This window comes from Salibacterium sp. K-3, from assembly GCF_054052005.1.
The window spans coordinates 768,805-790,821 of sequence record NZ_JBSVZE010000001.1; the positions used below are offsets into that span (position 1 = coordinate 768,805).

The 22,017-nt window shown below is 50.4% G+C and carries 19 protein-coding genes; 15 read left to right on the forward strand and 4 right to left on the reverse strand.

The window, feature by feature from the left end; all coding sequences use genetic code 11:
* Window positions 1–226: 226 nt before the first annotated feature.
* A complete protein-coding gene (locus ACW9JV_RS03570) occupies window positions 227–1,054 on the reverse strand; it encodes a tetratricopeptide repeat protein (RefSeq protein ID WP_457331424.1) in 828 nt (275 codons plus the stop codon).
* A 377-nt stretch (window positions 1,055–1,431) separates the two neighbouring features.
* Between ACW9JV_RS03570 and ACW9JV_RS03575 the strand changes: the two genes are divergently transcribed.
* Window positions 1,432–3,096 carry an N-acetylmuramoyl-L-alanine amidase gene (locus ACW9JV_RS03575; protein ID WP_457331426.1) on the forward strand — a complete coding sequence of 555 codons (1,665 nt, stop codon included), beginning with the start codon at window positions 1,432–1,434 and terminating at the stop codon, window positions 3,094–3,096.
* Between the two features lie 1,099 nt (window positions 3,097–4,195).
* Here ACW9JV_RS03575 and ACW9JV_RS03580 read toward each other — a convergent pair.
* Genes ACW9JV_RS03580 through ACW9JV_RS03590 form a run of 3 tightly spaced genes read right to left on the reverse strand, consistent with a single transcriptional unit; the run spans window position 4,196 to window position 6,350 of the window.
* A complete protein-coding gene (locus tag ACW9JV_RS03580) occupies window positions 4,196–5,122 on the reverse strand; it encodes a glycine betaine ABC transporter substrate-binding protein (protein WP_457331428.1) in 927 nt (308 codons plus the stop codon).
* Between the two features lies 1 nt (window position 5,123).
* Window positions 5,124–5,798, reverse strand: a complete 675-nt coding sequence (locus tag ACW9JV_RS03585; protein ID WP_457331430.1) for a cysteine hydrolase family protein — start codon at window positions 5,796–5,798, stop codon at window positions 5,124–5,126.
* Window positions 5,799–5,810: 12 nt separating this feature from the next.
* Window positions 5,811–6,350 (reverse strand): GbsR/MarR family transcriptional regulator, encoded by a 540-nt coding sequence (locus tag ACW9JV_RS03590; protein ID WP_457331432.1) that lies wholly within the window; start codon window positions 6,348–6,350, stop codon window positions 5,811–5,813.
* A 226-nt stretch (window positions 6,351–6,576) separates the two neighbouring features.
* On the opposite strand from ACW9JV_RS03590, the gene ACW9JV_RS03595 reads away from it, so the two are divergent.
* The 14 genes from ACW9JV_RS03595 to ACW9JV_RS03660 all read left to right on the forward strand — a co-directional run bounded on the left by ACW9JV_RS03595 (window position 6,577) and on the right by ACW9JV_RS03660 (window position 22,017).
* Window positions 6,577–8,076, forward strand: coding sequence for an S-layer homology domain-containing protein (locus tag ACW9JV_RS03595; RefSeq protein WP_457331434.1), 1,500 nt, complete (start codon window positions 6,577–6,579; stop codon window positions 8,074–8,076).
* 359 nt (window positions 8,077–8,435) lie between these two features.
* On the forward strand, window positions 8,436–9,431 hold the full coding sequence (locus ACW9JV_RS03600) for a LacI family DNA-binding transcriptional regulator (RefSeq protein WP_457334557.1): 996 nt from the start codon (window positions 8,436–8,438) through the stop codon (window positions 9,429–9,431).
* A gap of 5 nt (window positions 9,432–9,436) precedes the next feature.
* Window positions 9,437–10,330 (forward strand): ribokinase, encoded by an 894-nt coding sequence (gene rbsK / locus ACW9JV_RS03605; protein WP_457331435.1) that lies wholly within the window; start codon window positions 9,437–9,439, stop codon window positions 10,328–10,330.
* Window positions 10,327–10,725 (forward strand): D-ribose pyranase, encoded by a 399-nt coding sequence (gene rbsD, locus ACW9JV_RS03610; protein WP_457331437.1) that lies wholly within the window; start codon window positions 10,327–10,329, stop codon window positions 10,723–10,725. Before rbsK ends, rbsD begins: the two co-directional genes overlap by 4 nt.
* A complete protein-coding gene (locus tag ACW9JV_RS03615; protein ID WP_457331439.1) occupies window positions 10,722–12,230 on the forward strand; it encodes a sugar ABC transporter ATP-binding protein in 1,509 nt (502 codons plus the stop codon). Before rbsD ends, ACW9JV_RS03615 begins: the two co-directional genes overlap by 4 nt.
* Window positions 12,223–13,167: an ABC transporter permease subunit gene (locus ACW9JV_RS03620; protein WP_457331441.1), complete on the forward strand. Its 945-nt coding sequence runs from the start codon at window positions 12,223–12,225 to the stop codon at window positions 13,165–13,167. Before ACW9JV_RS03615 ends, ACW9JV_RS03620 begins: the two co-directional genes overlap by 8 nt.
* A 64-nt stretch (window positions 13,168–13,231) precedes the next feature.
* Complete coding sequence (locus ACW9JV_RS03625) at window positions 13,232–14,200, forward strand: D-ribose ABC transporter substrate-binding protein (RefSeq protein ID WP_457331443.1); 969 nt, start codon at window positions 13,232–13,234, stop codon at window positions 14,198–14,200.
* Between the two features lie 403 nt (window positions 14,201–14,603).
* Window positions 14,604–15,746: a polysaccharide pyruvyl transferase family protein gene (locus tag ACW9JV_RS03630; protein WP_457331445.1), complete on the forward strand. Its 1,143-nt coding sequence runs from the start codon at window positions 14,604–14,606 to the stop codon at window positions 15,744–15,746.
* Window positions 15,739–17,097 (forward strand): O-antigen ligase family protein, encoded by a 1,359-nt coding sequence (locus ACW9JV_RS03635; RefSeq protein ID WP_457331447.1) that lies wholly within the window; start codon window positions 15,739–15,741, stop codon window positions 17,095–17,097. Before ACW9JV_RS03630 ends, ACW9JV_RS03635 begins: the two co-directional genes overlap by 8 nt.
* Before the next feature lie 2 nt (window positions 17,098–17,099).
* Window positions 17,100–18,209: a glycosyltransferase gene (locus ACW9JV_RS03640; RefSeq protein ID WP_457331449.1), complete on the forward strand. Its 1,110-nt coding sequence runs from the start codon at window positions 17,100–17,102 to the stop codon at window positions 18,207–18,209.
* The gene (pssD, locus tag ACW9JV_RS03645; RefSeq protein WP_457331451.1) at window positions 18,206–18,682 is read left to right on the forward strand and encodes a PssD/Cps14F family polysaccharide biosynthesis glycosyltransferase; all 477 of its coding nucleotides are present in this window, start codon (window positions 18,206–18,208) and stop codon (window positions 18,680–18,682) included. The genes ACW9JV_RS03640 and pssD overlap by 4 nt, the downstream gene beginning before the upstream one ends.
* On the forward strand, window positions 18,679–19,158 hold the full coding sequence (gene pssE, locus ACW9JV_RS03650) for a PssE/Cps14G family polysaccharide biosynthesis glycosyltransferase (RefSeq protein ID WP_457331452.1): 480 nt from the start codon (window positions 18,679–18,681) through the stop codon (window positions 19,156–19,158). Before pssD ends, pssE begins: the two co-directional genes overlap by 4 nt.
* A 28-nt stretch (window positions 19,159–19,186) precedes the next feature.
* A complete protein-coding gene (gene murJ, locus ACW9JV_RS03655; protein ID WP_457331454.1) occupies window positions 19,187–20,722 on the forward strand; it encodes a murein biosynthesis integral membrane protein MurJ in 1,536 nt (511 codons plus the stop codon).
* Entirely contained in the window at window positions 20,719–22,017 is a 1,299-nt protein-coding gene (locus ACW9JV_RS03660) for a UDP-glucose dehydrogenase family protein (protein ID WP_457331456.1), read from the forward strand. Before murJ ends, ACW9JV_RS03660 begins: the two co-directional genes overlap by 4 nt.

Here is a 22,017-nt window from a genome sequence, read left to right on the forward strand (position 1 = left end):
ACGGCAGTGGTCTCAAGCGGGACGTTTGAGAAGACTAATCGTCGGATATGGAAATACAGCGTTTTCAGGAACTCGCTTTGAGGACACTAAAAGCTTCGCGCGAATCTTTTTTTGTCCTCAAGCCGGGAAACTGTCATACGAAAACCCGGACAATGGGCTTCTTCCAGCAGAATGAGAGCCTGTTGTCCGGGGTTACAATCCCCCATGTTTTTTCCAAACCCGTATTTTATGATTCACCTTCGATCGAGGAATCGAGATAATCTTTGTACAGATGGTAGGAATCGTCGCCGTAATTGTCGAGAAAGTCGGATGTTGGCTCAAAGGCCCGGGTCAGGGCTTCGCGTTTCCCTTCTTCATCTCCCATTGCCGCATAAACTTCGCTCATCCGGTAATAGTGGGTGGGATTTTCGGCATCCAGGGCGGTTAACGTCTCATACCGCTCCAGGCTTTCTTCATAATCCCCGGCTGCATAGTAAGCACGCGCCAGAGCCAGCAGGAGATCCCGTCCCGGTTGTTCATTGTTTTCCTCCAGTTTCTGTTCAAGATCAAAGAGCAGCTGGGTCCCTTTTTCCACATTGTATTCTGATTCAATCAGAACTGTCGCGTAGTCGATCAGATTTTCTTCGCTTTCCGGATTCAGCTCATACCGCTGCTGCAGGAGGGCTGCAGCATCTTCTACAAGGGCTGCGGCCGGGTCATCATTCTGTTCGATATGAGCCTGCAGGGCTTCGGTATACCGCTCGGAATAGGCGGCAGCTTCTTCCTCCTCCTCAGCCTGCAGTTCCCGCAGGTAAATGATAATCTCATTAAAATTCCCGTTTTCAATTTCTTCTTCCATGATGCTGTTAATATTGTTTTCTGTCAGCTCTTCCAGCCGGAAACGTTCCGCAAGGTCCTGCAGCGTTTCCCGGTCATAGACAAAATTTTCGTCGTCATAGGCGAACTTGTCTGTGTTGATTCGCTGTTCTTCTTCCAGATGCTGGTTCATGCCGTAGGTCGAACACCCGGACAGAATAAGGACGGAGCCCAAAAAGCCAATCATGCATTTTTTCATAGTCATATCACCTTATTTAATCGTTCATAAAACCTTCGCGATGGAAGTTTCAATTTATATCGTAACTTCTTCATTTTAAACGAAAAAGGGAAGAAAAAAAAGAACAGAAATAGGGACGTGCATTACAGAATCATCACATTTGTAACAGTTATGTAACCTGAGTTGATAATATTTTACCATTTTCTATCTTTTCTCAAAATCAGCTGGTCTCCCGGGGGGACACATGATATTCTATGGAACAGAAGGAACGGGTTGGAGAATGATGCCAGACATTTCGCTTGTCTGGAATTTTTCCTGTAAAAAACCAGTACTTCATACTCAAAGACATTCCCTGAAACAGAAAAAAGGGGAAAACAACAGAGAGGAGGAACCAGTCTTTGAAGAAAGCAAACATGTATATGGTGCTTATGTTTGCCGTTCTGCTCGCTGTTCAGCCGTTTATCGGGGGAAAGACGGCCGAAGCGGTCGACAGGTTTTCCGACGTCGATAACAGCCACTGGGCAGCAGATGAAATTGAGTATCTGGCTGAAGAAAACGTAGCGGACGGTGATGCAAGCGGCAACTTCCGCCCGGACGAGCCTCTCACCAGAGCTCAGGCCTCGGTGATGATCACGAGCGCACTGGACCAGGACGGGCTGTATCCCGGTATTGCGTCGTTTTCTGATGTGGACAGTGACTTCTGGGCCTATGCAAGCATTGAACGGGCAGCACAGATGGAGATTTTTCAGGGAAAGAACGGAAACTTTAACCCGAATGGAAGCATTGAAAAAGCACAAGTCGCAGCAGTAGCAGCCCGCGCATTTTTTGGGTCGGAATCCAAAGATGCAGCAGGGTCGGTCGATTTTGGCGATATAGACGATGATTTTTGGGCAAAGGGGTACATAAAAACCCTCGTTGACCACAATATAGTAGAAGATACAGGACAATTCGAACCAAACGAAGCAGCAACCAGGGCGGAATTTTCCGCTTATCTCGCCCGCACCATGAATGAAGATCTCCGCGGCGGGGGGGACAACAGTCCGGAAGAATCGGAAGAAGACACCGGCAGCCGTATTCTGTATGAAGGTGTTGTCGATGCGTCCACACCATTGAATGTCCGGAGCGGCCCTGGAACAGAAAACGGGGTGCTGTATACGCTTCAGGACGGAACAAAGGTTGATGTGTACGAGCAGACCGGAAGCTGGCTGAAAATCAGCAGCCACGGCGGGGAAGGTTATGTTCACGGCAATTATGTAACCAATGTAGATGAAGTGGATTCGGATCAGGACAATGAGGATAAAACTGCAGAAGCGATTGCAGACGGAAAAGTTAACTCTTCCACGCTGGTGGTAAGAGACGGCCCAAATGCTTCCCATGATTCTATCGGACGCCTCAGCCAGGGCGACACGGTGAAAATTTATGAGGAAACCAACGGAAGCTGGGTGCTTATTAAGTATAACGGAGACTGGGCTTACACCCACAGCGGATATCTGGATGAAAAGCCGGCCGGCGAAAGTGCCTTGAGCAATAAAACGATTGTGATAGACGCCGGGCATGGTGATCACGATCCAGGGGCACAGGGTAATGGTCTCGTCGAAAAAAATATCGTCCTGGATGTAGCACTGCGTGTGCAGTCCAAACTCGAAGACCAGGGTGTCAATGTCGTTATGACGAGAGACGATGACACATTTGTAAGCCTCAGCGGCCGGGTGAATATTGCCGAACGCGCGGACGCCGATTCGTTTGTCAGCATTCATGCCAATGCCGCGACACCATCTGCCAATGGTGCCGAGACATTTTACGACAGCAGTTACAAATCCCGGGAAAGCCGGGAGCTGGCTCAGTCGATTCAGGACCGTCTCGTTCAGGAGACAGGAATGAATTACCGCCGTGTTGCGGATACAGGATTTTATGTGATCCGCAATACAACCATGCCGAGCACGCTTATTGAACTCGGATTTGTGACAAACACACGAGACGCGAACCGCATGAAACAGGCCGGCTATGAAAACAGAGCAGCACAGGCTGTCGTTAACGGCATTGAAGACTATTATGAATGGTAACTGAAACTAGAAATACCCGTTTGGATGAAGCATAAAACATCCAGACGGGTATTTTTTATGGTCTCTCTTTCTTTCCCGGTTCCATAAAGGGGGAGAACGGCTGCGTTTGAAGCGTCCTCCTGCAGCGTTGGCAGGTATCGGGTGTGATTCCGCCAGTAACGGAAATAGATTGATCAGTAACAGAGACGATAAGATGGTCTGTGTACCGGTAGCTTTGTTTACAACAACCACCCTGCAGGCCGCCAGCATGAAAAAATGGGGCGGGGCAAAACGAAACACCTTTGCCCAACACTTGAATGACGAAAAGAGTACGGCCCTTCCTGTTCAGAGGTGTTTTGCTCAGGGGACCCGCAGCCCTGTATCAAAAGATACCGTTTTTCCCTATGCGAAGAACATTCAACCCGGGGGCAGGAGCGGAAGGCGGCGACTCTTTTGTTGATCGCCGGCTAAAAGCGGCCACGTCCTGTGACCAACGCCGGCACTAGAACATCCTGTTCGTCGAAGCAGCAGCCGAAGATCACCTCAAAGGGGGATTCACCCCCTTTGAGGAAGCTGAGGCGCTGCCCGCGGAAAGCGTCCGCCTGCAGCGTATGCCCCCAATCGCAGCGTAAAACGTTTCGGCTGTTTACGATACAGCCTTTAACATAAGCGAAAAACGGTAGATGGTATTTTTACACAAAATTATGGACTTGACTGAAAGAGACGCTTGTCTCTCTCCAGATGTGTCCATCAGCAGCCTCAATTGAAGGAATAGTGTCCGCATGAAGTCATTTTGGCGACACTACGGCGTTAAGAATTAACTATAGTGGTTTCAAGAGGATGCTTGGAGCCACTAACCGCCCGTAATAGAAACACACTGGCTTCAAGCACACCTCTTGCGGACTTTAAAAGCACCACATGAATATCCAGTGTCCCTATCCCTCTAATTCCTCCAAAAACCCTGTCAATGCCCTGCTTCCTTGCACGCACCTGGTTGTTACCATTGCAGCGGGATGCCTGGTGCCACACAAAATACCCGGACGATGTCGGATTCTTCAAGCAGCATGACAGATATCGTCCGGGTTTTATATAACCTATATCCTTTTGTCTCTGACTCTTCTTATTCCTGCCCTTCCATCATGGCATCTACTTTATCTTGATTTTCTTCGATCCAGTCGGCGGCGAGTTCTTCAAACGGTGTATCATTTTCGGAGTACTCATACATCATTTCTTCCAGTGCATCGACGCTGATGCTCCAGTTGGAGAGAATCTCATAGGCTCTCGGATGTTTTTCTTCGATGCCGTTGTAGGAAAGGACATATACGTTGTCGTATTTAAAGTTTTCTTTCGGCTCGTCCAGAAACTTCAGATCATAATCCACAAACATGGAGTGCGGGCGCCAGCCGGTAATAATCACCGGTTCTTCGTTACTGATTTTTGATTCCAATTCACTGATCATTGCTGTTTCACTGGAAGGCATCAGTTTAAATCCGGCTTCTTCGAGGTTGTAATCAGCCATGACTTCTTCCGATGTGTTGACAATGCCGGCGCCGGCGCCGATTGTGTAAATTTTGCCGTCAAACTTTTCCGGATTTTCTTTAATATCCGAAATGGATTCGGCTTCTACATATTCCGGAACCACCCAGCCGGTCGGAACTTCTTCATAACTGGTGGCTACTTTCTGCAGGTCGTCCTGATATTCATTCCAAAGCTGTTCTTCGGTGTAAGGGAGCCAGGCGTCCATGAAGAAGTCAATTTCTTCGGACTGCATGCCTTCCCAGATCACCGGCTGATCCAGCAGCTCAACTTCTACGTTATATCCCGCTTCTTCGAGCATCTGCTTTGCTATCTGAGTCGGTGCTGCGGTGCTGGTCCAGGAGGTTTTCCCGAACGTAATGGTTTCTCCTTTGTCATTGCTGCTGTCCTGTTCCGATTCTTCAGACTGGCCTTCATTATCGGCGCTGCCGGAAGCTTCCTCTCCGCCTCCGCCGCAGGCTGCCAATGTAGTCAGTGCTGCCAGAGTGGATAATTGTAGTAAACGTTTCATGTTATTGCACTTCCTTTCCTGGTTGTAGCTGTTCAAACGTTTCCCTCATCGTTTCCGGTGTGAACGGCAGGGAATCCGGCCGTCCGCAGGTCCAGTGATGATAGGATTCGTTATGCAGTCGTTTGATAAGCTCCCGTGTTTCATAGACTTCCAGGTTATACACCCAGTTGGCCATAATCATCATCGCCGCCATGTGGGATCCTTCGTTGGAAGACGTACAGATGTCCTTCACGAGGTGGACATGATAATCCCTGAAGTAAGCGTCAAACACTGAAGTCATCAAGCAGCCATCGGTAACGACACCCCCTATAATAAGATCATCCACGCCAAGGCCTTTTAACATAAGGTCGAGACTTGTTTCATAAAAGGCACTCCAGCGGTATTTATCAATGACGATATCGTCCTCTTCCGGTGCAATGGCATCAATTATCTCGATGTTTTCAGTATGGGAGGCGTAATAATAAGGCGTTCCGTCTTCATTCAACGGTTCATTTTTGGAGAGCCCGGCCTGATCACTCCGGTTAATCTGCCGTGTATAAATCACAGGAATGCCTTCCCGGCGGCAGGCGTCAATCAGATGCCGGGCATTGGCGATGACGTCATCCATCTGGATCAAGCCGAAATTGCTTTCTTTCTGTAAATCGATCAGTACGAGAGCGGACTTTTGTTTATTCATAGCTGAACTCCTTTATTTCTTTTTTACCGGCGGAACGTAGTCGAGAATTTCTCTGGATTCCAGCGTGTTGGCAAAGCGGGTCGTCCAATCCAGGTAATCCTGCGATTCCTGAATCAGTTCCAGGTCCTGACGGGCTGTTTCCCGCACCGTTTCATCATCGGTCGTTTCCGCGATTTCACGGATGGCGGGTTTCGTCTGTTCCGCCGCTTTCATCAGAAGATTGCGTTCCTGCCGGATCTTTTTGACAAAATAATTGATGAAATTCCGCAGAAAATCTTTTTCCGCAATGAAATGATCTTTTCGTTCTCCCTTTTTCCACACTTTGGTCACCATTTCTGTTTCCTGCAGCTCGCGGAGTCCGTTGCTGACAGAAGCTTTACTCATGGCAACCTGGACTTTAATTTCATCAATAGACAGCGGTTCGCCGGCAAAATATAACACACCGTAGATGCGTCCGACGGAAGGGGTGACCCCGTAAATGACCATCGACTGGGCGATGGCGCTCTCCATGACATCGCGTGTTTCCTCGAGCTTATCCCATTCTGAAGACATGAACTCCCTCCTTATATATTGTATAATTTGTTCAGTTTGTTTAATTTGTATAATTAATTTTAAACTAATTGTTCGAAAAGTCAACAGATTTAGATAAATTAATGAAAAATACGGGAAATCAACCTCCATTTCCTGTTTATTAATGGTAAAATGAAGGTAATATTACATAACAAAGGCTGAAGAGAGAAGAAAATAGATTGTAAGTGGGGAAACGGAGGAAATACAGATGAGAACAAAAACCTATGTATCTTGTATAACTGCCGCTGTGCTGGCTTTGTCTCCTTTTTCAGCGTCGGCCGGGGAGACTTTTGATGATGTGAATAATTCCTACTGGGCGGCGGAGGAAATTGAATATATCGCGGACCGGGATATTATAAACGGATATGAAGACGGATCTTTCCAGCCCCAGGAAGATGTAAGCCGCGCACAGACTGCCAAAATGCTGACAGAAGCGCTTGATCTGGAGCCGGTGGAAGAAGGTGGTCCCGAGTTCCGGGATGTTGAGGAAGGGGCGGCGATGTATCCTTATATCGCCGCGGTCGCCGAGGCAGGAATTATGACCGGAAGCGGGGATTCCTTCGAGCCGGATGATTCTCTGACAAGGGCGGAAATGGCTGTGGTTCTCGCGAACGCGTTCGGCCTGGAGGGCAGCATGGAACGAATGTTTTCCGATGTTTCCAATGATTACTGGGCCGCTGCCTCCATTGAAAATCTGGGTGCGGAGCGGGTTACAAGCGGCAGGGAAGACGGAAGTTTCGATCCCGGTGAACATACGACAAGAGCTCAGTTTTCTGTCTTTCTGGCCCGGACGTTAGATGAATCGTTCCGCGTTGATGAGGTTCATATGCCGTCATCCGGCGTAGACAGTGAGGAGGAAGTCTGGCATTTCCGCGGGGTGGGGCTTGGTGACTCCAAATCATCCATGCAGGAGACACTCGGTGAAGAAAAAGCGGTCCTTGAGAGCCGCTACGGATTTGACTGGTACCTGTATCATACCCGGTACGATGAGTACGTACAGTTTGGCATCCAGAACAATGAAGTCGTAGCTGCCTATTCGAACCAGGATACCTGGCAGGGCGCACATCAAATCGAAATGGACAATACGAAACCGGATGTCATTGACGCATACGGAGATCCGCTTGCCGATATTCAAAAAGGCGGTTCCCGTTTCAGTATTGATACGAAAACATCCGGTACATATAAAGAAGACGGCCGGTATGAAACCTTTTTCTATGACAGCCACCGGGATTACCGCGTCACCGCCGTGTTTGTCATAGACGCAGAAGTGGAAGAAAACTTCCGGAAGTATTATGCTGAGCCGGATCAGCGTCTGAAAGAAAGCTACGAACGGCTGTCGTTCCATCTGGCAAACGCACAGAGGCAGCGCTACAGCAGAGGCATCCTGGCATGGGACGGGCAGGCTGCATCGACGGCAAGATCGCACAGTGTCGATATGGCATCGAATCATTTTTTCTCTCACGAAAATCAGAACGGAGAAGACCCGTTTGACCGGATGACCAGTGACGGTATCGATTACCGGAATGCAGCGGAAAATATCGCTTACGGACAGGTGAGTCCGATCAAGGCGCATCAAAGCTGGATGAATTCCGATTCGGGGCACCGCGAAGCACTACTCGGAGAATACGAGCGCCTCGGTGTAGGGGTGGCTTTTGATGAAGTGCGCAAGCAGCCGTACTACACCCAGAATTTTTACACGCCGGAATAAAAAGATATGTTGGAGCTGTCTCAAACGGAGACAGCTCTTTTTTACATGCTGCGCCTGAAAGTGTCCACAAAATAGTTATAGTGGACATTTTTATAAGGGTCGATCATGATATAGTCCAGTATTTCTAATTACTCGCCATTTTGAAACTCACAGACTATTATTCTGTCTGCTATCCGGGGGTTTCAGCCAGTATGGGTTTAAAAGTGTCCATAAAAAAATGCACCCCGCTGCGTGGTGTTACTTTCTACCAGTAAAAATGAATCATTGACACCGCTTTCATAGAAAGGTAGGATGAAACTATAACATGTAACGGGTTACAGAACCTGTGTAACCCGTTACAGGAAACCAGGGGCATGATGATGACAACAATCAAGGATGTAGCAAAATACGCAGAAGTATCGGTGGCGACGGTCTCCCGCGTGCTCAATAACCACGGATATGTCAATGAAGATACGAAAAAAAGGGTTATGCAGGCCATGGAGGAGCTGGAATATAAACCAAACTCCGTTGCCAGAAGTTTATTTAAAAAAGAATCCAATACGATTGGATTCATTGTTCCGGATATTATGAATCCCTTCTTTCCGGAACTCGCCCGTGTCGTGGAAGACGTGATGAACGACCACGGTTATACCATCATTCTGTGTAACAGCGATGAAAATCCGGAGAAAGAAGCCCACTATCTCGATGTGTTGCAGCGTAAATACGTCGATGGCGTCATCATCGTGACGAATACGCTCGAGCGCAGGCATATCGCAGAGTGGAAACTTCCGCTCGTCGGCCTGGATAGACCACTTGGAGATATTGCTCCCTCCGTGTATTCCGATAACGAACAGGGGGCACAGGAGGCGGTGCGGTATCTCCTGGCTCTCGGCTGCCGCCGTATCGCTCATATCCGGGGCCCGCAGCACGTTACAAACGCGAAGCAGCGCTTTGAAGGATACAAACAGATCATGGAAGAGGCGGACATGTATCAGGAAGAGCTGATCGTAGACGGAGATTACGACTGGAAAGACGCAGAAAAAGCGGCCGCCTCGCTGCTGGATGCACATCCGGATGTGGACGGTATTTTTGCCGGCAGTGATGTCATGGCCTTCGGAGTAATGAAAGCCGCAGATAAAGCCGGGCGCAGCATTCCAGATGATCTGCAGGTCATCGGTTTTGATGGGATACATTTAAGCGAGATGATGACCCCCGGTTTAACGACAATGAGCCAGCCGATGTATGAAATGGGCCGAAAAGCGTCCGAGCTTCTGTTCGAACTGATCCAGGGAGTCTCGAGCCCGGGTGATCCCGAACCATTCCGGGCAGAGTTGATCGAACGAAGCTCAACAAAGAACAGAAAGGAACAGAGGTGAGAGCGATGGCGGAGAAAATTACAGTAATCGGCAGTATTAATATGGATCTGGCGACGAGCACGGAACGAATGCCGGCGCAGGGAGAGACAGTGCTCGGTGAAGATTTTGCCACGATCCCCGGTGGAAAAGGGGCAAACCAGGCGGTGGCTGCTGCAAAACTCGGGGCGGAAGTCGATTTTATCGGACGCGTCGGAAATGATGTGTTTGGCGGGCGGTTAACGGAACATATGAAGGAGCAGGGCGTTTCTGTACGGTATCTGGAACCGGTTACAGACATGCCGTCGGGAACGGCATCCATCATTCTGTCCGAACAGGATAACCGCATCATTGTTGTTCCCGGTGCGAACCAGGCTGTGACGCCGGAGGTTGTAGAAGCACATGAACATGTTATCGCTGAAAGCGGCATTGTGCTGCTGCAGCTGGAGATTCCTGTTGAAAGCGTGGCGAAAGCGGCCGAACTGGCAGCAAAACACGGGACCACGGTTATCCTGAACCCGGCTCCGGTTCAGGAACTCCCCGGAGAACTTCTCCAGAACACCGACTATTTCACGCCCAATGAGCACGAACTCCTGCATCTTTTTCAGAATGAAGCCGATAAGGCGTTGTATCATCCCCGCTGCATCATGACAAAAGGGGCGGACGGCGTGTTATTCACCGAAGACAACAAAGAACGCCATATTTCCGGTTATCCTGTGGAACCGGTGGATACGACAGGCGCCGGCGATACGTTTAACGGCGCACTTGCTGCCGCGCTGACAGGCGGACGTTCGCTGGCCGATGCCTGCCGCCGGGCCAATGCCGCAGCCGCCCTGTCCGTGCAGAAAATGGGGGCCCAGGGAGGCATGCCGAGTCAGGAGGAAGTGGATGAATTCCTGAAAGAAAAGAGGGACCGGGAATGAAAAAACAGGGAATGCTGAATGGGCCGGTTTCCCGGGTTCTTTCAGATCTGGGCCATACCGATACCATCGTTATTTCGGACTGTGGACTGCCGGTACCGGAAGGGGTCAAAAAAATAGACCTTGCGCTGAGACTCGGAACCCCTTCTTTTCTAGATACATTCGAAGCGGTACTTGAAGATATGCAAGTGGAACAATATACGCTGGCCGAAGAGATACGGAAGCAGAATGAGACACTTCACAGGGCAGTTCTCCATAAAGCGGAAGAAGCACAGGTGACGTACCTTTCCCATGAAACGTTCAAAAAAGAAACGGAGTACGCTAAAGCGGTCATTCGAACCGGTGAAGCGACACCGTTTGCCAATGTCATCTTACAGGCGGGGGTGATTTTTTCATGACAGTACCTTTGGTTGAAATGGAACAAATTCATAAGTCTTTCTATGGTGTGAATGTTCTGCACGGGATCGACTTTAATGTCCGGGCTGGTGAGATTCACGCGTTGATGGGTGAAAACGGGGCCGGCAAGTCCACGTTAATGAAAATTCTTACAGGGATTTATGCTAGTGACGAGGGAACCGTGCGGGTGAAAGGAGAAGAGGTTACGTTTTCCCATCCAAAAGAAGCAGAAAAAGCCGGCATTGCCGTCATTCATCAGGAATTGAATATCATCCCCAATCTATCGGTCACCGAGAACATGTTTCTCGGCCGTCCGCTGACCTACGGAAAATGGGGCATAAACAGGAACAGTGAAATGCGGCAGAAAACCACAGAGTATCTGCAGCGGCTCGGCATTGATATTAACCCGGACCGGCAAGCAGGCCGCCTGTCGGTCGGTCAGCAGCAGATGATCGAAATCGCGAGAGCCGTTTCGACGGAAGCGGAAGTGATTGTGATGGATGAGCCGACCGCTGCTCTTACCGAGGTGGAAATCGAATCATTGTTTGAGGTGATCAACCACTTAAAAGATTCCGGGGTCGGGATTGTATACATTTCTCATCGGATGGAAGAGATTTTTCAGTTGTGCGACCGCATTTCCGTCCTTCGGGATGGCGGATACGCCGGAACCAAAGCTGTGTCGGAGACCAGTTATGAAGAAATTGTTAAATTAATGGTCGGCCGTGAAATTGGCGAGAAGTATCCTCCCCGAAGCACAGTACCCGGTGAAGAACGGCTTCGGGTAGAGAACCTGTCGGATGCAGGCGGTATTTTTGAAAACGCTTCCTTTGAGCTACGGCGCGGTGAAATACTTGGATTGGCCGGGCTGATGGGGGCAGGACGTACCGAACTGATGCAGCTTCTCTTCGGAGCAAGAAAAAAGAGATCCGGCAATGTGTACCTGGATGGAGAGCGGCTCCGTATCCGCACGCCTTATGACGCCAGAAAAGCCGGTATTGGATTTATTACCGAGGACCGCAAAGAAGAAGGGCTGGTATTGAATCTTTCCGTCCGTGAAAACCTGGCGATCCCGAATCTTGGAAAACTGTCGAAAGCAGGTTTGATGTCAAACACGAGAGAAAAGGATTTCACCGACAACACGATTGAACGACTGCGGGTCAAGACATCCGGCAGGGAACAGAAATTAAAAACATTGAGCGGGGGGAATCAGCAGAAAATTGTTATCGGAAAATGGCTGGGGATTGAACCTTCCATATTAATTCTTGATGAACCGACACGAGGGGTGGATATCGGAGCGAAGAAAGAAATTTACCACATCATGAATGAATTGACGGAACAGGGGGTGGCGGTCATTATGGTTTCTTCTGAACTCCCGGAAGTTCTCGGAATGAGCGATCGTGTTCTCGTCCTTCATGAAGGAAAAATCAGCGCTGTGTTTGACAGAGAAGAGGCTGATCAGGAAAACATTATGCAGGCAGCTACAGGGGGAGGTCTTTCCAATGAATAACGGCGCTTCACTAAAAGGAACGCTTCAAAAAATCGGTCCGCTGCTCGGGCTGGTGTTACTCGTTATCGTATTGACGATTTTAAATCCATCGTTCTTATCTCTGGATAATATTTTTAATGTATTCCGTCAAGTTTCCATCAATGCGTTGATCGCATTTGGGATGACATTTGTGATTTTGACCGGAGGTATCGATCTGTCTGTCGGCTCCACGCTTGCCCTTGCCGGGGCGCTGACGGCCGGCTTTATGGCCGGCGGCATGGATCCGGTTTTGGCCATGCTGTGCGGGCTTCTTGCCGGAGCTTTGATGGGAGCGTTCAACGGCGTGGTGATAACGAAAGGAAACGTAGCGCCGTTTATTGCCACACTGGCGACAATGACTATTTTCCGGGGGCTGACCCTTGTTTATACGGACGGTCGGCCGATTTCGGATATTCCTCAGCATTTCAGCTTTGAAATGATGGGGCAGGGGTATTTGTTTATGATCCCGTTTCCGGTTGTGACGATGTTTGCAGCGTATCTGGTGCTGTATTTCATTCTGAAAAAGACGACGTTCGGCAGAGGAGTGTATGCGGTCGGCGGCAATGAAGAAGCCTCCCGCCTTTCCGGGTTAAAGGTCGACAGCATCAAGATAGGTGTCTATTCCCTGACAGGGATGTTGTCCGCTCTGGCCGGCATCATTTTAACGTCGCGGCTGTATTCAGCTCAGCCTACTGCCGGGACGATGTATGAACTTGATGCCATTGCCGCCGTTGTGCTTGGCGGCACCAGTCTGACCGGAGGACGCGGCTGGATTTTTGGGACACTTGTCGGTGCCCTTATCATCGGGGTGCTGAACAACGGACTCAATCTATTGAATGTGGCTTCTTTTTACCAGCAGGTCGTTAAAGGCGCGGTCATTCTACTGGCTGTCATCCTGGACCGTAAAAAAGATGCATGATCGGCTGCAAAGCCTGCGAGGCTTTCAGTATATATTTATTATAAAATTTAAGGGGGAAGAAATGATGAGAAAATGGATGAAGGCGATGGGTGTTTCGGCAGCAGTGCTGATGATGGCCGCAGGTTGTTCCACCGAAGAACCGGGTTCAGGCTCGGAAAATGAATCCGAAGGGAACGGCAGCGAAGGGAACTCGGAAGAGGCAGAAGGCGGCGGTGACATGACGATCGGGATGTCAGTGTCGACGTTAAATAACCCGTTTTTTGTTACGCTTTCGGATGCGGCAGAAGCGGCAGCTGAAGAGCAGGACGGCGTAAATCTCGAAGTTGCGGATGCCCAGAACAGCTCGGCGACCCAGACCAGTAATATAGAAGACTTTATTCAGCAGGGTGTGGACGTACTGCTTGTGAATCCAGTAGATTCCTCTGCGGTCAGCAGTGCTATTGAAACGGCAAATGAAGAAGATATTCCAGTTATTACCGTGGACCGCAGTGCGGAAAGCGGCGAAATAGTCAGCCATATTGCCTCTGATAATGTGGCAGGCGGCGAAATGGCAGCGGAATTTATCGTAGAAGAGCTGGGTGGTTCCGGCAATGTCATTGAGCTGACGGGAAGTCCAGGATCTTCGGCTGCCAATGAAAGAGGCAAAGGGTTCCATAACATTGTCGATGAAGAAGACGGCATCGAAGTTGTTGCCAACCAGACAGCGAATTTCAACCGTTCGGAAGGACTGACGGTTACCGAAAATATTTTACAGAGCACGGAGGAAGTCGACGCGCTGTTTGCCCATAACGACGAAATGGCCCTCGGTGCTGTTCAGGCACTGCAGGCCGCAGGCATGGAGGATGTGATGGTGGTAGGTTTTGATGCGATTGATGATGCGGTCGAAGCCATTGAAGAAGGAAGCATGGCAGCCACGATTGCCCAACAGCCGCAGGTAATCGGTGAGACAGCCGTTGAAACGGCGGTCAGCGTGGACAGTGGAGAAGAAGTGGAAGATTCGATTCCGGTCGACCTGGAATTGATCACCGAATAATCGTGGTACAGAGCTGCTCCAACAAACTGGGGCAGCTCTTTTTACGGACACGCTCCGCTGGAAAATGTCTGCAATCTCAGGATTTGAACCACCTTCTGTAATTCTGAGGTTGAAAATGGGTAGAAAATATTTTTAGGGGACAAAATATTCTCTTTCTATAAAAAAAGTGTCTATAACACCGGTTTAAGAGACAATTTCTGAATGCATATGTTCAGTATCGCAAACTGCGTCTGTTGAAACGTTTCTCCTTATTCTTCCGTATTGTAAAAAAATCGAAACTAGGATTGAGAAGGCTTCAGGTGTATAATAGGAAAAAAGGTGAATGGATGTGCTGCGTGCCTGGAACTGCACGCAGCATTGTCTTGCGACCCTACACATAAGAAAAGGTCAGGTACGTATACATATGAAGGTTGGAATTATTGGTAATTACGGGCATAATAACATCGGCGACGAAGCGATTCTGGCCGGGATCCTCCATCAGCTGACGACAGAAGGAGGCGTGGCCAAAGAAAATATCGTCGTGTTCAGCAATGATCCTGCGAATACGAAAGAGCGTCACGGCACCGTGTCCTATCCGCTCTTATATAAAGAAGGAAGCACGCTGAAATCAGGACTGAAAACGATCCGCGAAAGCCGGAAAGTAATGAAGCATCTCGACCTTGTGATCATCGGAGGCGGCGGTCTCCTGATGGATATGTATAAACGAGATGCCCCGCTCTACAGTGTCCTCGGACTGACCGCTAAACGCGCCGGCTGCCGCGTGGCGGTGCACGGCGTAGGCGCCGGTCCGATCACGACGAAAACGGGCGCCTTTTTTATCAAGCGGCTGCTCCGTGCGGCTTCTTCGGTCTCGGTCCGTGATGAAAAATCGCGCCGGCTTCTGCAACAGATCGGCGCGCCTTCCGACATCCATGTTATTTATGATCCGGCGTTTTCAGTGCCGGTAGAAGCTGTGCATGAAACGTCAGCAGTGCTGCAGCGGGTCGGGGTCACGGCTGTTCCTTATTTCAGCAGCAGGTATTGGCCCGAGGCCGATCCCGGAAAACATGAGGCATACCTCGAGGGGATGGCTGCTTCCCTTGATGAACTGATCGATAAAAAGGGCGTGGAGGTTACCTTCTTTTCCACAAAATATCCGGAAGATGTGGAGGTAACCAGACATATTGCCGAACGGATGGAGCACCGGAATGAGGTACATATTCAGGAGGCCAATCTTTCCCCTGAAGAGATAGCAGCGGAAGCGGCCGCGCAGGACGTTGTGATCGGAACCCGGCTCCATTCCCTGATACTGTCGGTGAATGCGGAAACTCCGGTCATCGGTATTGCCTACCATCAGAAAGTGAAAGACTTTATGGAAGAAATTAATTATCAGGACTATACAGCGGATGTAGAAGATCTCACACAGATTCTGCCGGCTTTTGAGAAAGCGGAACATGAATGGACGCGCCTGCAGGCCGATATCCGGGCGGTTTCCAAAACGCTGAAAGAGCAGGCGGCCGAGGGCATGAATCTGCTCCGCCTGAAAGGACGAAACGAGGATGAATAGGCTGAATAACATCTTTTATCAATACCTCCCGGCAGAGAGGACGAATCATCTGCTTCTTTTGGCAACCATGGTGCTTGTCATATGGACGTCTTTTGAACTGCTGTTCACTCGGATCTGGTCAGACTGGCTGCCCATCGTTCCAACCCTTCTAAGTTACGGAGGGGAATTACTGCTTCTCACCATGGCGGCCGTTGTCGTACTTCACCCGGAGCTTGGACGACGCCGTCTGCTGGAGCGCCTGAAAAACCCGCTGAACACCAGTCTGTTTGTGTTTTTCCTGTTTGCGCTGTTCAGCATGTTTGTGAATAATGTGCCGTTTGCCCAGGGGGTATTCGGGGTACGCGCCCTGTTTCAGTTTGTCATCCTGTTTTTCATTCTGCTTGCGGTGGACATTCCGGGCAAATGGGTGCGGCAGCTGTTTCATGTCATTCTCGGTCTGGCTGTGCTTCAGTCGGCTGCAGGCATGTTCGAAATTCTGTACAAAATTCCGCTTCCGCTCCGCGACGTGGAAGAACGCCGGAGTGTTTCGATCGGGGAAGAAGTGCGCGCATTCGGATTCATGGATTCCAGTAACACTCTCGGCGGTTATTTAATGGCTGTCATTCTGCTGCTTGTGATTTACATGTTTGTGTACCGGGCGCACCTGACGAAAAAACAGCTTCTCATTTACAGCCTGATCGGGCTTTTCCTGTTAACGGGACTGGGTCTGACTTTCTCCCGCCAGGCGTTTCTTGCCATGATCGGCTGTTTCGGACTTGTCGGATTGATTTTTAGAAAAAACAAAGCGTTCCGGATCATGTTATACGGAGCCATCGGGTTGTTCGTCATTTTTGCGGCGGCATACGGGGCGGCGCTGTTCATGTTTGAAGGATTTGCGCAGCGCAACGCCAACACCTTTGATCTGTCCAGCAATTACCGGTATCTGATTGTGCTGAGCGGCCTGCTCGTTTTTACGTTCAGTCCGGTCATTGGAGTCGGTCCGGGAATGTTTGGAAGCAATGCCGCCTTCGTGTTTAACTCCAAAATGCATCAGTTCATGCACGAAGATCTGCCGACCACAATGGGAACGGTTGACAATAACGCTCTGTATGTTCTCGTCGAATACGGGGTGGTCGGTGTCATTCTGCTGGCTCTTATTTTTGTCGCGATTTTAAAAACAATGGCCAAAATGGCAGGGTCGTCTGATCCGAAACATCGGTGGGCCGGGTTGTTCATTATTACCTTCACGGTTGCCTGGCTGTTAATGGGGACCTTGTCCACAGCCTGGGAAAACCATCAGATCGCCCTGTTTTTCTGGCTGTTTCTCGCCATTGCGGTAAACTGGTATCAATACGATAAGACGGAGGAATAGCCATGCGGATTCTTGTCATCAGTAATATGTATCCTTCTGCTTCCGCGCCGACATTCGGCATATTCGTCAAAAACCAGGTGGAGGCGCTAATGAACAAAGGCAATCAGGTGGATGTCGCGGCGGTAACCAATCCTGCCATGGGAAAAAAGAATGCCCTGAAAAAATACAGCTCCTGGATGTGGAGTACGCTGCGGCGCCTCCGTAAAGCCGGCCGTGATTATGATATGATCCATGCCCACTACGCGTTTCCTTCCGGCATTCCGGCCCGCATGTATGCCAAACGGCTTGGTATTCCCTACGTGGTCACCTGCCACGGCGGCGATTTGAATAAAATGGCGAAAAAGGGCCGCTTTTTCCAAAAAGAGACCCGGAAGATTCTAGAGGACGCCGCACAGGTCATCGTGGTAGGGGAAGACCTGAAACAGCAAGTAGTGGGGGATTTCGGTATCCCCGCGGAAAAGGTATCGATGTTCAGCATGGGCGTCGACCGCCGAGTGTTTTACCCGAAGCAGCAGATCGACATGCAGGAAGTCCTGCAGCTGTCTCCCTACGAAAAACATATTCTCTACGTGGGCAATATTATTGAGGAAAAAGGGATCGGCGATTTGGTGGAGGCTCTTCCCAACGTGAAAAAGGAACTGCCGAATGTCCGTCTTCATGTCGTCGGGCCGGCCAAGCAGGAAGATTACCTGCAGCAGCTGAAAGCAAGAATCACAGAGCTCGGTGTGGAAGAAGCCGTTACGTTTCAGGGTGTGAAATCCCAGAGTGAGGTGGCGGACTGGATGGCAGCCGCGGACCTGTTTGTGCTTCCTTCGCATCTGGAAGGATTCGGTCTCGTAGCGGTGGAGGCAATGGCCTGCAAAACCCCGGTGGTCGGGACAAACACCGGCGGCCTCGCCGACGTACTCGGGGACGGCGCCGGCGCAATGACGGAGCCGCAGCATCCGGCCTCTCTTGCCGAAGAGATCACCGATGTTCTCGAAAATAAAAGCAGGCGCGAAACGATGATAGCAAAGGGTCTGGAAAAGGCAGCGGCAAACGATGCCGAAGCCGTTACCGATCAGGTCCTTGCCATTTACCGAAACGCCGGGCAAAGGAACGAAACTGTATGAGCAGAACAAAGAAAAAAGTATTGTTTATCTCCTCCGTGGGCGGTCATTTAACGCAGTTGATGCAGCTGCAGCCGCTCTTTCAGGAATACGATTATTATCTCGTTACCGAAAAGACAGTCGTCACAGAAGGAATGAGAAAAGACCACCCGATGTCTTTTCTCGTTTACGGAGCCCGGAACTATCCGATCCGTTATCTGTTTAAGTTTTCCTTCAACTGCCTGAAATCACTCGGTATCTTTCTGAAAGAAAGACCCGATGTGGTGGTCACAACCGGAGTGCATACGGCTGTGCCGATGTGTTATATCGCGAAACTGTTCCGCCGCAAGGTTGTTTTTCTTGAAAGTTTCGCCAAGACGTCGTCGCCGACGTTATCCGGCCGTCTCGTCTATCCCATTGCCGATCTGTTTATTGTGCAGTGGGAGCCGATGCTCAAATTTTACCCGAAAGCGGTGCATGGAGGGTCGATCTATTGATTTTTATTGTACTCGGCACACATGAACTTCCCTTCACCCGGCTGCTCGATGAAACCGAGCGGCTCATCGATAACGGCACGATCACCGACAACGTGGTCGTCCAGTCCGGTCATACGGACTACACGTCGGAGGATATGAGCTTGACGCCGTTTCTTCCGTTTGAGGAAATGGACCGGACGTTTGATGAGGCGCGTATCGTTATTTGCCACGGCGGGACCGGATCGATTATCACCGGTGTCAAAAAAGAAAAACCGGTAATTGCCGTTCCGCGGCTTGCCGAATACGGAGAGCACAATGACAACCATCAGACCGAAATCGTGGAGCAGTTTCAGTCGACCGGCCATATTATCGGCATGGAACACCCATCCGAATTGGCCGAAGCACTGACGCAGGCGGAAACATTTGAACCGGAGCCGTTTGTGAGCGGACGGGACAATATTCTCGATATACTCCGCAATTTTATCGACCGGGTGTGACAGCTGCTTCGAAAGGAATGTGTATACGATGAAAGGCAAAAGGCTCATCCAGGTCATCGGCGCGGTCGCTTTTATTAATCTGTTGTCCCGGTTTCTCGGGATTTTCCGGGAAATCGTGATCGGTTATCAGTTTGGGACCAATGAAGCGGCCGACAGCGTGATTACCGCCTACACCCTTCCGAACTTTTTTTATGTCGTCGTCGGCGGGGCGGTAACGACCGCCTTTATTTCGGTATATACGAAAATCGACGGTCCGCTGGGGAGACGGGAGTACCTGGAGCGGGTATTTGCGTGGCTGTCGACAGCCCTCGTGCTGTTCAGCGGCGCTCTCGTACTGTTTTCGGACCAGGTGATCGGGATGCTGTTTTCCGGGCTTTCTGCGGATCAGTTCCAGTTAACGACGGACCTGTTCCGAATTATGGCGCCGGCCACGTTCTTTTTAATGCTCTCGATGTGGCTCACCGGTATTTTAAACGTGAATGATCGTTTTTCAAGGGCGGCGGCTGCCACACTCCTGCTGAACGGCTCCTTTCTCGGTATTGCGGTTGTCTTTTTCCCGTGGTTTGGAGCGTTCGCCCATGCCTGGGGAGCGGTCATCAGCGCAGCGCTGATGTGCGTGTATCTCGTCTGTCTCATCCGCCGGGAAAACTTTTTCCACTTCGGCTTTCGTTTCGGCCGCAGCCCGGAAACGTGGCGTACCTTTAAACTGGCAGTGCCGATTCTTCTCGGCGGTGCCACCCTGCAGCTTTATTTTCTGCTGCACCGGGTGTTTGCCTCCTTTCTGGAAGAAGGCAGCATTTCCGCACTCAACTACATGGCAAAAATCGTACAGCTGCCACAGAGTGTGTTGATGATGGCGGTCACCACCGTCGTGTACCCGATGCTGTCCCGGAAAGTGGCAGCCGGTGAAAAAGAGGGCATCAGCGCGCTTTACGGCAGGGGGCTTCGCTGGATGGCGCTGTCGATTCTGCCTGTTGCGGTGTTTGTCGTCTTTTTTGCGGAGGATATTATCCGCGTCGTATTTCAATACGGCAGTTTCACCGATCAGTCAACATCCATGACGGTACCGCTGCTCCAGATTCTGGTGATCGGGATGTTTTTCCATGCGGCAAATGTCTATGTGACCCGTTTTTTCTATGCCTATGAACATTCCATCTATCCGGTCGCCGTCAGCCTTCTGTCGGTGCTCGGTATCAACGCAGGCATCGCGGTGCTGCTTCTGGATCCACTCGGTGCCGCGGGTGTGGCGTGGGGGACATCCATCGCGTCGATATGCAACTTTTGTCTGCTCCTGTTCGGCACCCGATCTGTGTTAAAATTACATCAGGTGACGAAAATCCCCTGGATGAGCGCGGTCGGCAGACCTGCCGCCCTCCTTGCCATGATGGCGGCCGGGCTGTACATTGTAAAGCAGGCCGTAGGGGACTTTAATCCATACATATCTTTACTGTCCGGCGGCGCAGCCGCAGCCGTCCTGCTTTTCTTTTTCATGAAACTGCTGCGGTTCCAGGAAATCGATGACCTGCTGGATTATGCAAAAAAGAAGGTTGTGAAAATAAAATGAATGTAGCCGTTATTGGAACAGGGTACGTCGGCCTTGTGTCCGGCACCTGTTTTGCAGATCTTGGCAATCAGGTGATCTGTGTCGACAACATCCAGGAAAAAGTGGACCGGTTAAATGAAAACAAGATTCCCATTTATGAACCGGGACTGGAAGAGCTGGTCCGCAAAAACAAAGCAGAAGACAGACTGACATTTACTACCGACATCGGCCGGGCGGTCCGCCATTCCGACATTATTCTGATTGCCGTCGGCACCCCGGAAACCGAGACCGGCGCTGCGGACATGTCGTTTGTCTATAAAGTGGCAGAAGAAATCGGAGGAGCGGTGGATGATGCGTATAAAGTGATCGTCAATAAATCAACCGTTCCGGTAGGTACCTCCGAAGCGGTGGCAGGCATTATTCAGAAACGGCAGCCGGCCGCTGATATTGATGTCTGCTCGGTGCCGGAATTTCTGCGGGAAGGCTCCGCCGTCAAAGACACGTTCCACCCGGATCGTGTCGTCATCGGCGCTTCATCAAGGCGTGCGGCACAAGTACTGGAAGAGCTTCACCAGGGGCTCACCGATCAGATTGTCGTTACCGATCCGCGCAGTTCGGAAATGATCAAGTACGCGTCCAATGCATTTCTTGCCACCAAGATTTCATTTATTAACGAAATGGCCAACATCTGTGACATTTATGATGCCGATGTGAATGCGGTGGCGCGGGGCATGGGCCTGGACCACCGGATCGGGCCGAAATTTCTGAAGGCGGGTATCGGCTACGGGGGTTCCTGTTTTCCAAAAGACGTCAAGGCGCTCAAGTATCTGGCCGAAGAAAAGGATTACCATCCCCCTCTGCTGCAGGCGGTCAATGACGTGAACGAACAGCAGAACCGGCGCATGATTGAACACTTGACGCGGATTTTTGACGGAGACATTGAAGGGCTGACCATTGCAGTGCTCGGTCTTGCGTTCAAGCCGAATACGGACGATATCCGGGAGGCGCCGGCTCTGAAAATTATTGAAGATCTAACGGAAAAAGGCGCACGGGTACAGGCGTTTGATCCGGTTGCGGCAGATAACGCCAGACAGACGATCACCGCTGACATTGAGTACGCCGATACAGCGCTTGAAGCATTGAAGAACGCAGATGCCGCTTTTCTTGTGACAGAGTGGCAGGAATGCAAAACACTCACTGCCTCCCAGTTCAAGGAACAGCTGAGACGTCCGGTTGTCATTGACGGACGAAATGCCCTGGATCCTGAAACCATGAAAGCCGAAGGAATCATTTATCACGGAATTGGAAGAAAATAA

What these genes read in the sequence shown, in the direction of transcription:
- ACW9JV_RS03590 (WP_457331432.1), bottom strand. Translation starts at nt 6,350, where the DNA reads ATGTCTTCAGAATGGGATAAGCTCGAGGAAACACGCGATGTCATGGAG.
- murJ (WP_457331454.1), top strand. Translation starts at nt 19,187, where the DNA reads ATGAAAGGCAAAAGGCTCATCCAGGTCATCGGCGCGGTCGCTTTTATT.
- ACW9JV_RS03585 (WP_457331430.1), bottom strand. Translation starts at nt 5,798, where the DNA reads ATGAATAAACAAAAGTCCGCTCTCGTACTGATCGATTTACAGAAAGAA.
- ACW9JV_RS03620 (WP_457331441.1), top strand. Translation starts at nt 12,223, where the DNA reads ATGAATAACGGCGCTTCACTAAAAGGAACGCTTCAAAAAATCGGTCCG.
- ACW9JV_RS03615 (WP_457331439.1), top strand. Translation starts at nt 10,722, where the DNA reads ATGACAGTACCTTTGGTTGAAATGGAACAAATTCATAAGTCTTTCTAT.
- rbsK (WP_457331435.1), top strand. Translation starts at nt 9,437, where the DNA reads ATGGCGGAGAAAATTACAGTAATCGGCAGTATTAATATGGATCTGGCG.
- ACW9JV_RS03600 (WP_457334557.1), top strand. Translation starts at nt 8,436, where the DNA reads ATGACAACAATCAAGGATGTAGCAAAATACGCAGAAGTATCGGTGGCG.
- ACW9JV_RS03570 (WP_457331424.1), bottom strand. Translation starts at nt 1,054, where the DNA reads ATGAAAAAATGCATGATTGGCTTTTTGGGCTCCGTCCTTATTCTGTCC.
- ACW9JV_RS03625 (WP_457331443.1), top strand. Translation starts at nt 13,232, where the DNA reads ATGAGAAAATGGATGAAGGCGATGGGTGTTTCGGCAGCAGTGCTGATG.
- rbsD (WP_457331437.1), top strand. Translation starts at nt 10,327, where the DNA reads ATGAAAAAACAGGGAATGCTGAATGGGCCGGTTTCCCGGGTTCTTTCA.
- pssD (WP_457331451.1), top strand. Translation starts at nt 18,206, where the DNA reads ATGAGCAGAACAAAGAAAAAAGTATTGTTTATCTCCTCCGTGGGCGGT.
- ACW9JV_RS03630 (WP_457331445.1), top strand. Translation starts at nt 14,604, where the DNA reads ATGAAGGTTGGAATTATTGGTAATTACGGGCATAATAACATCGGCGAC.
- ACW9JV_RS03635 (WP_457331447.1), top strand. Translation starts at nt 15,739, where the DNA reads ATGAATAGGCTGAATAACATCTTTTATCAATACCTCCCGGCAGAGAGG.
- ACW9JV_RS03580 (WP_457331428.1), bottom strand. Translation starts at nt 5,122, where the DNA reads ATGAAACGTTTACTACAATTATCCACTCTGGCAGCACTGACTACATTG.
- ACW9JV_RS03595 (WP_457331434.1), top strand. Translation starts at nt 6,577, where the DNA reads ATGAGAACAAAAACCTATGTATCTTGTATAACTGCCGCTGTGCTGGCT.
- ACW9JV_RS03660 (WP_457331456.1), top strand. Translation starts at nt 20,719, where the DNA reads ATGAATGTAGCCGTTATTGGAACAGGGTACGTCGGCCTTGTGTCCGGC.
- ACW9JV_RS03640 (WP_457331449.1), top strand. Translation starts at nt 17,100, where the DNA reads ATGCGGATTCTTGTCATCAGTAATATGTATCCTTCTGCTTCCGCGCCG.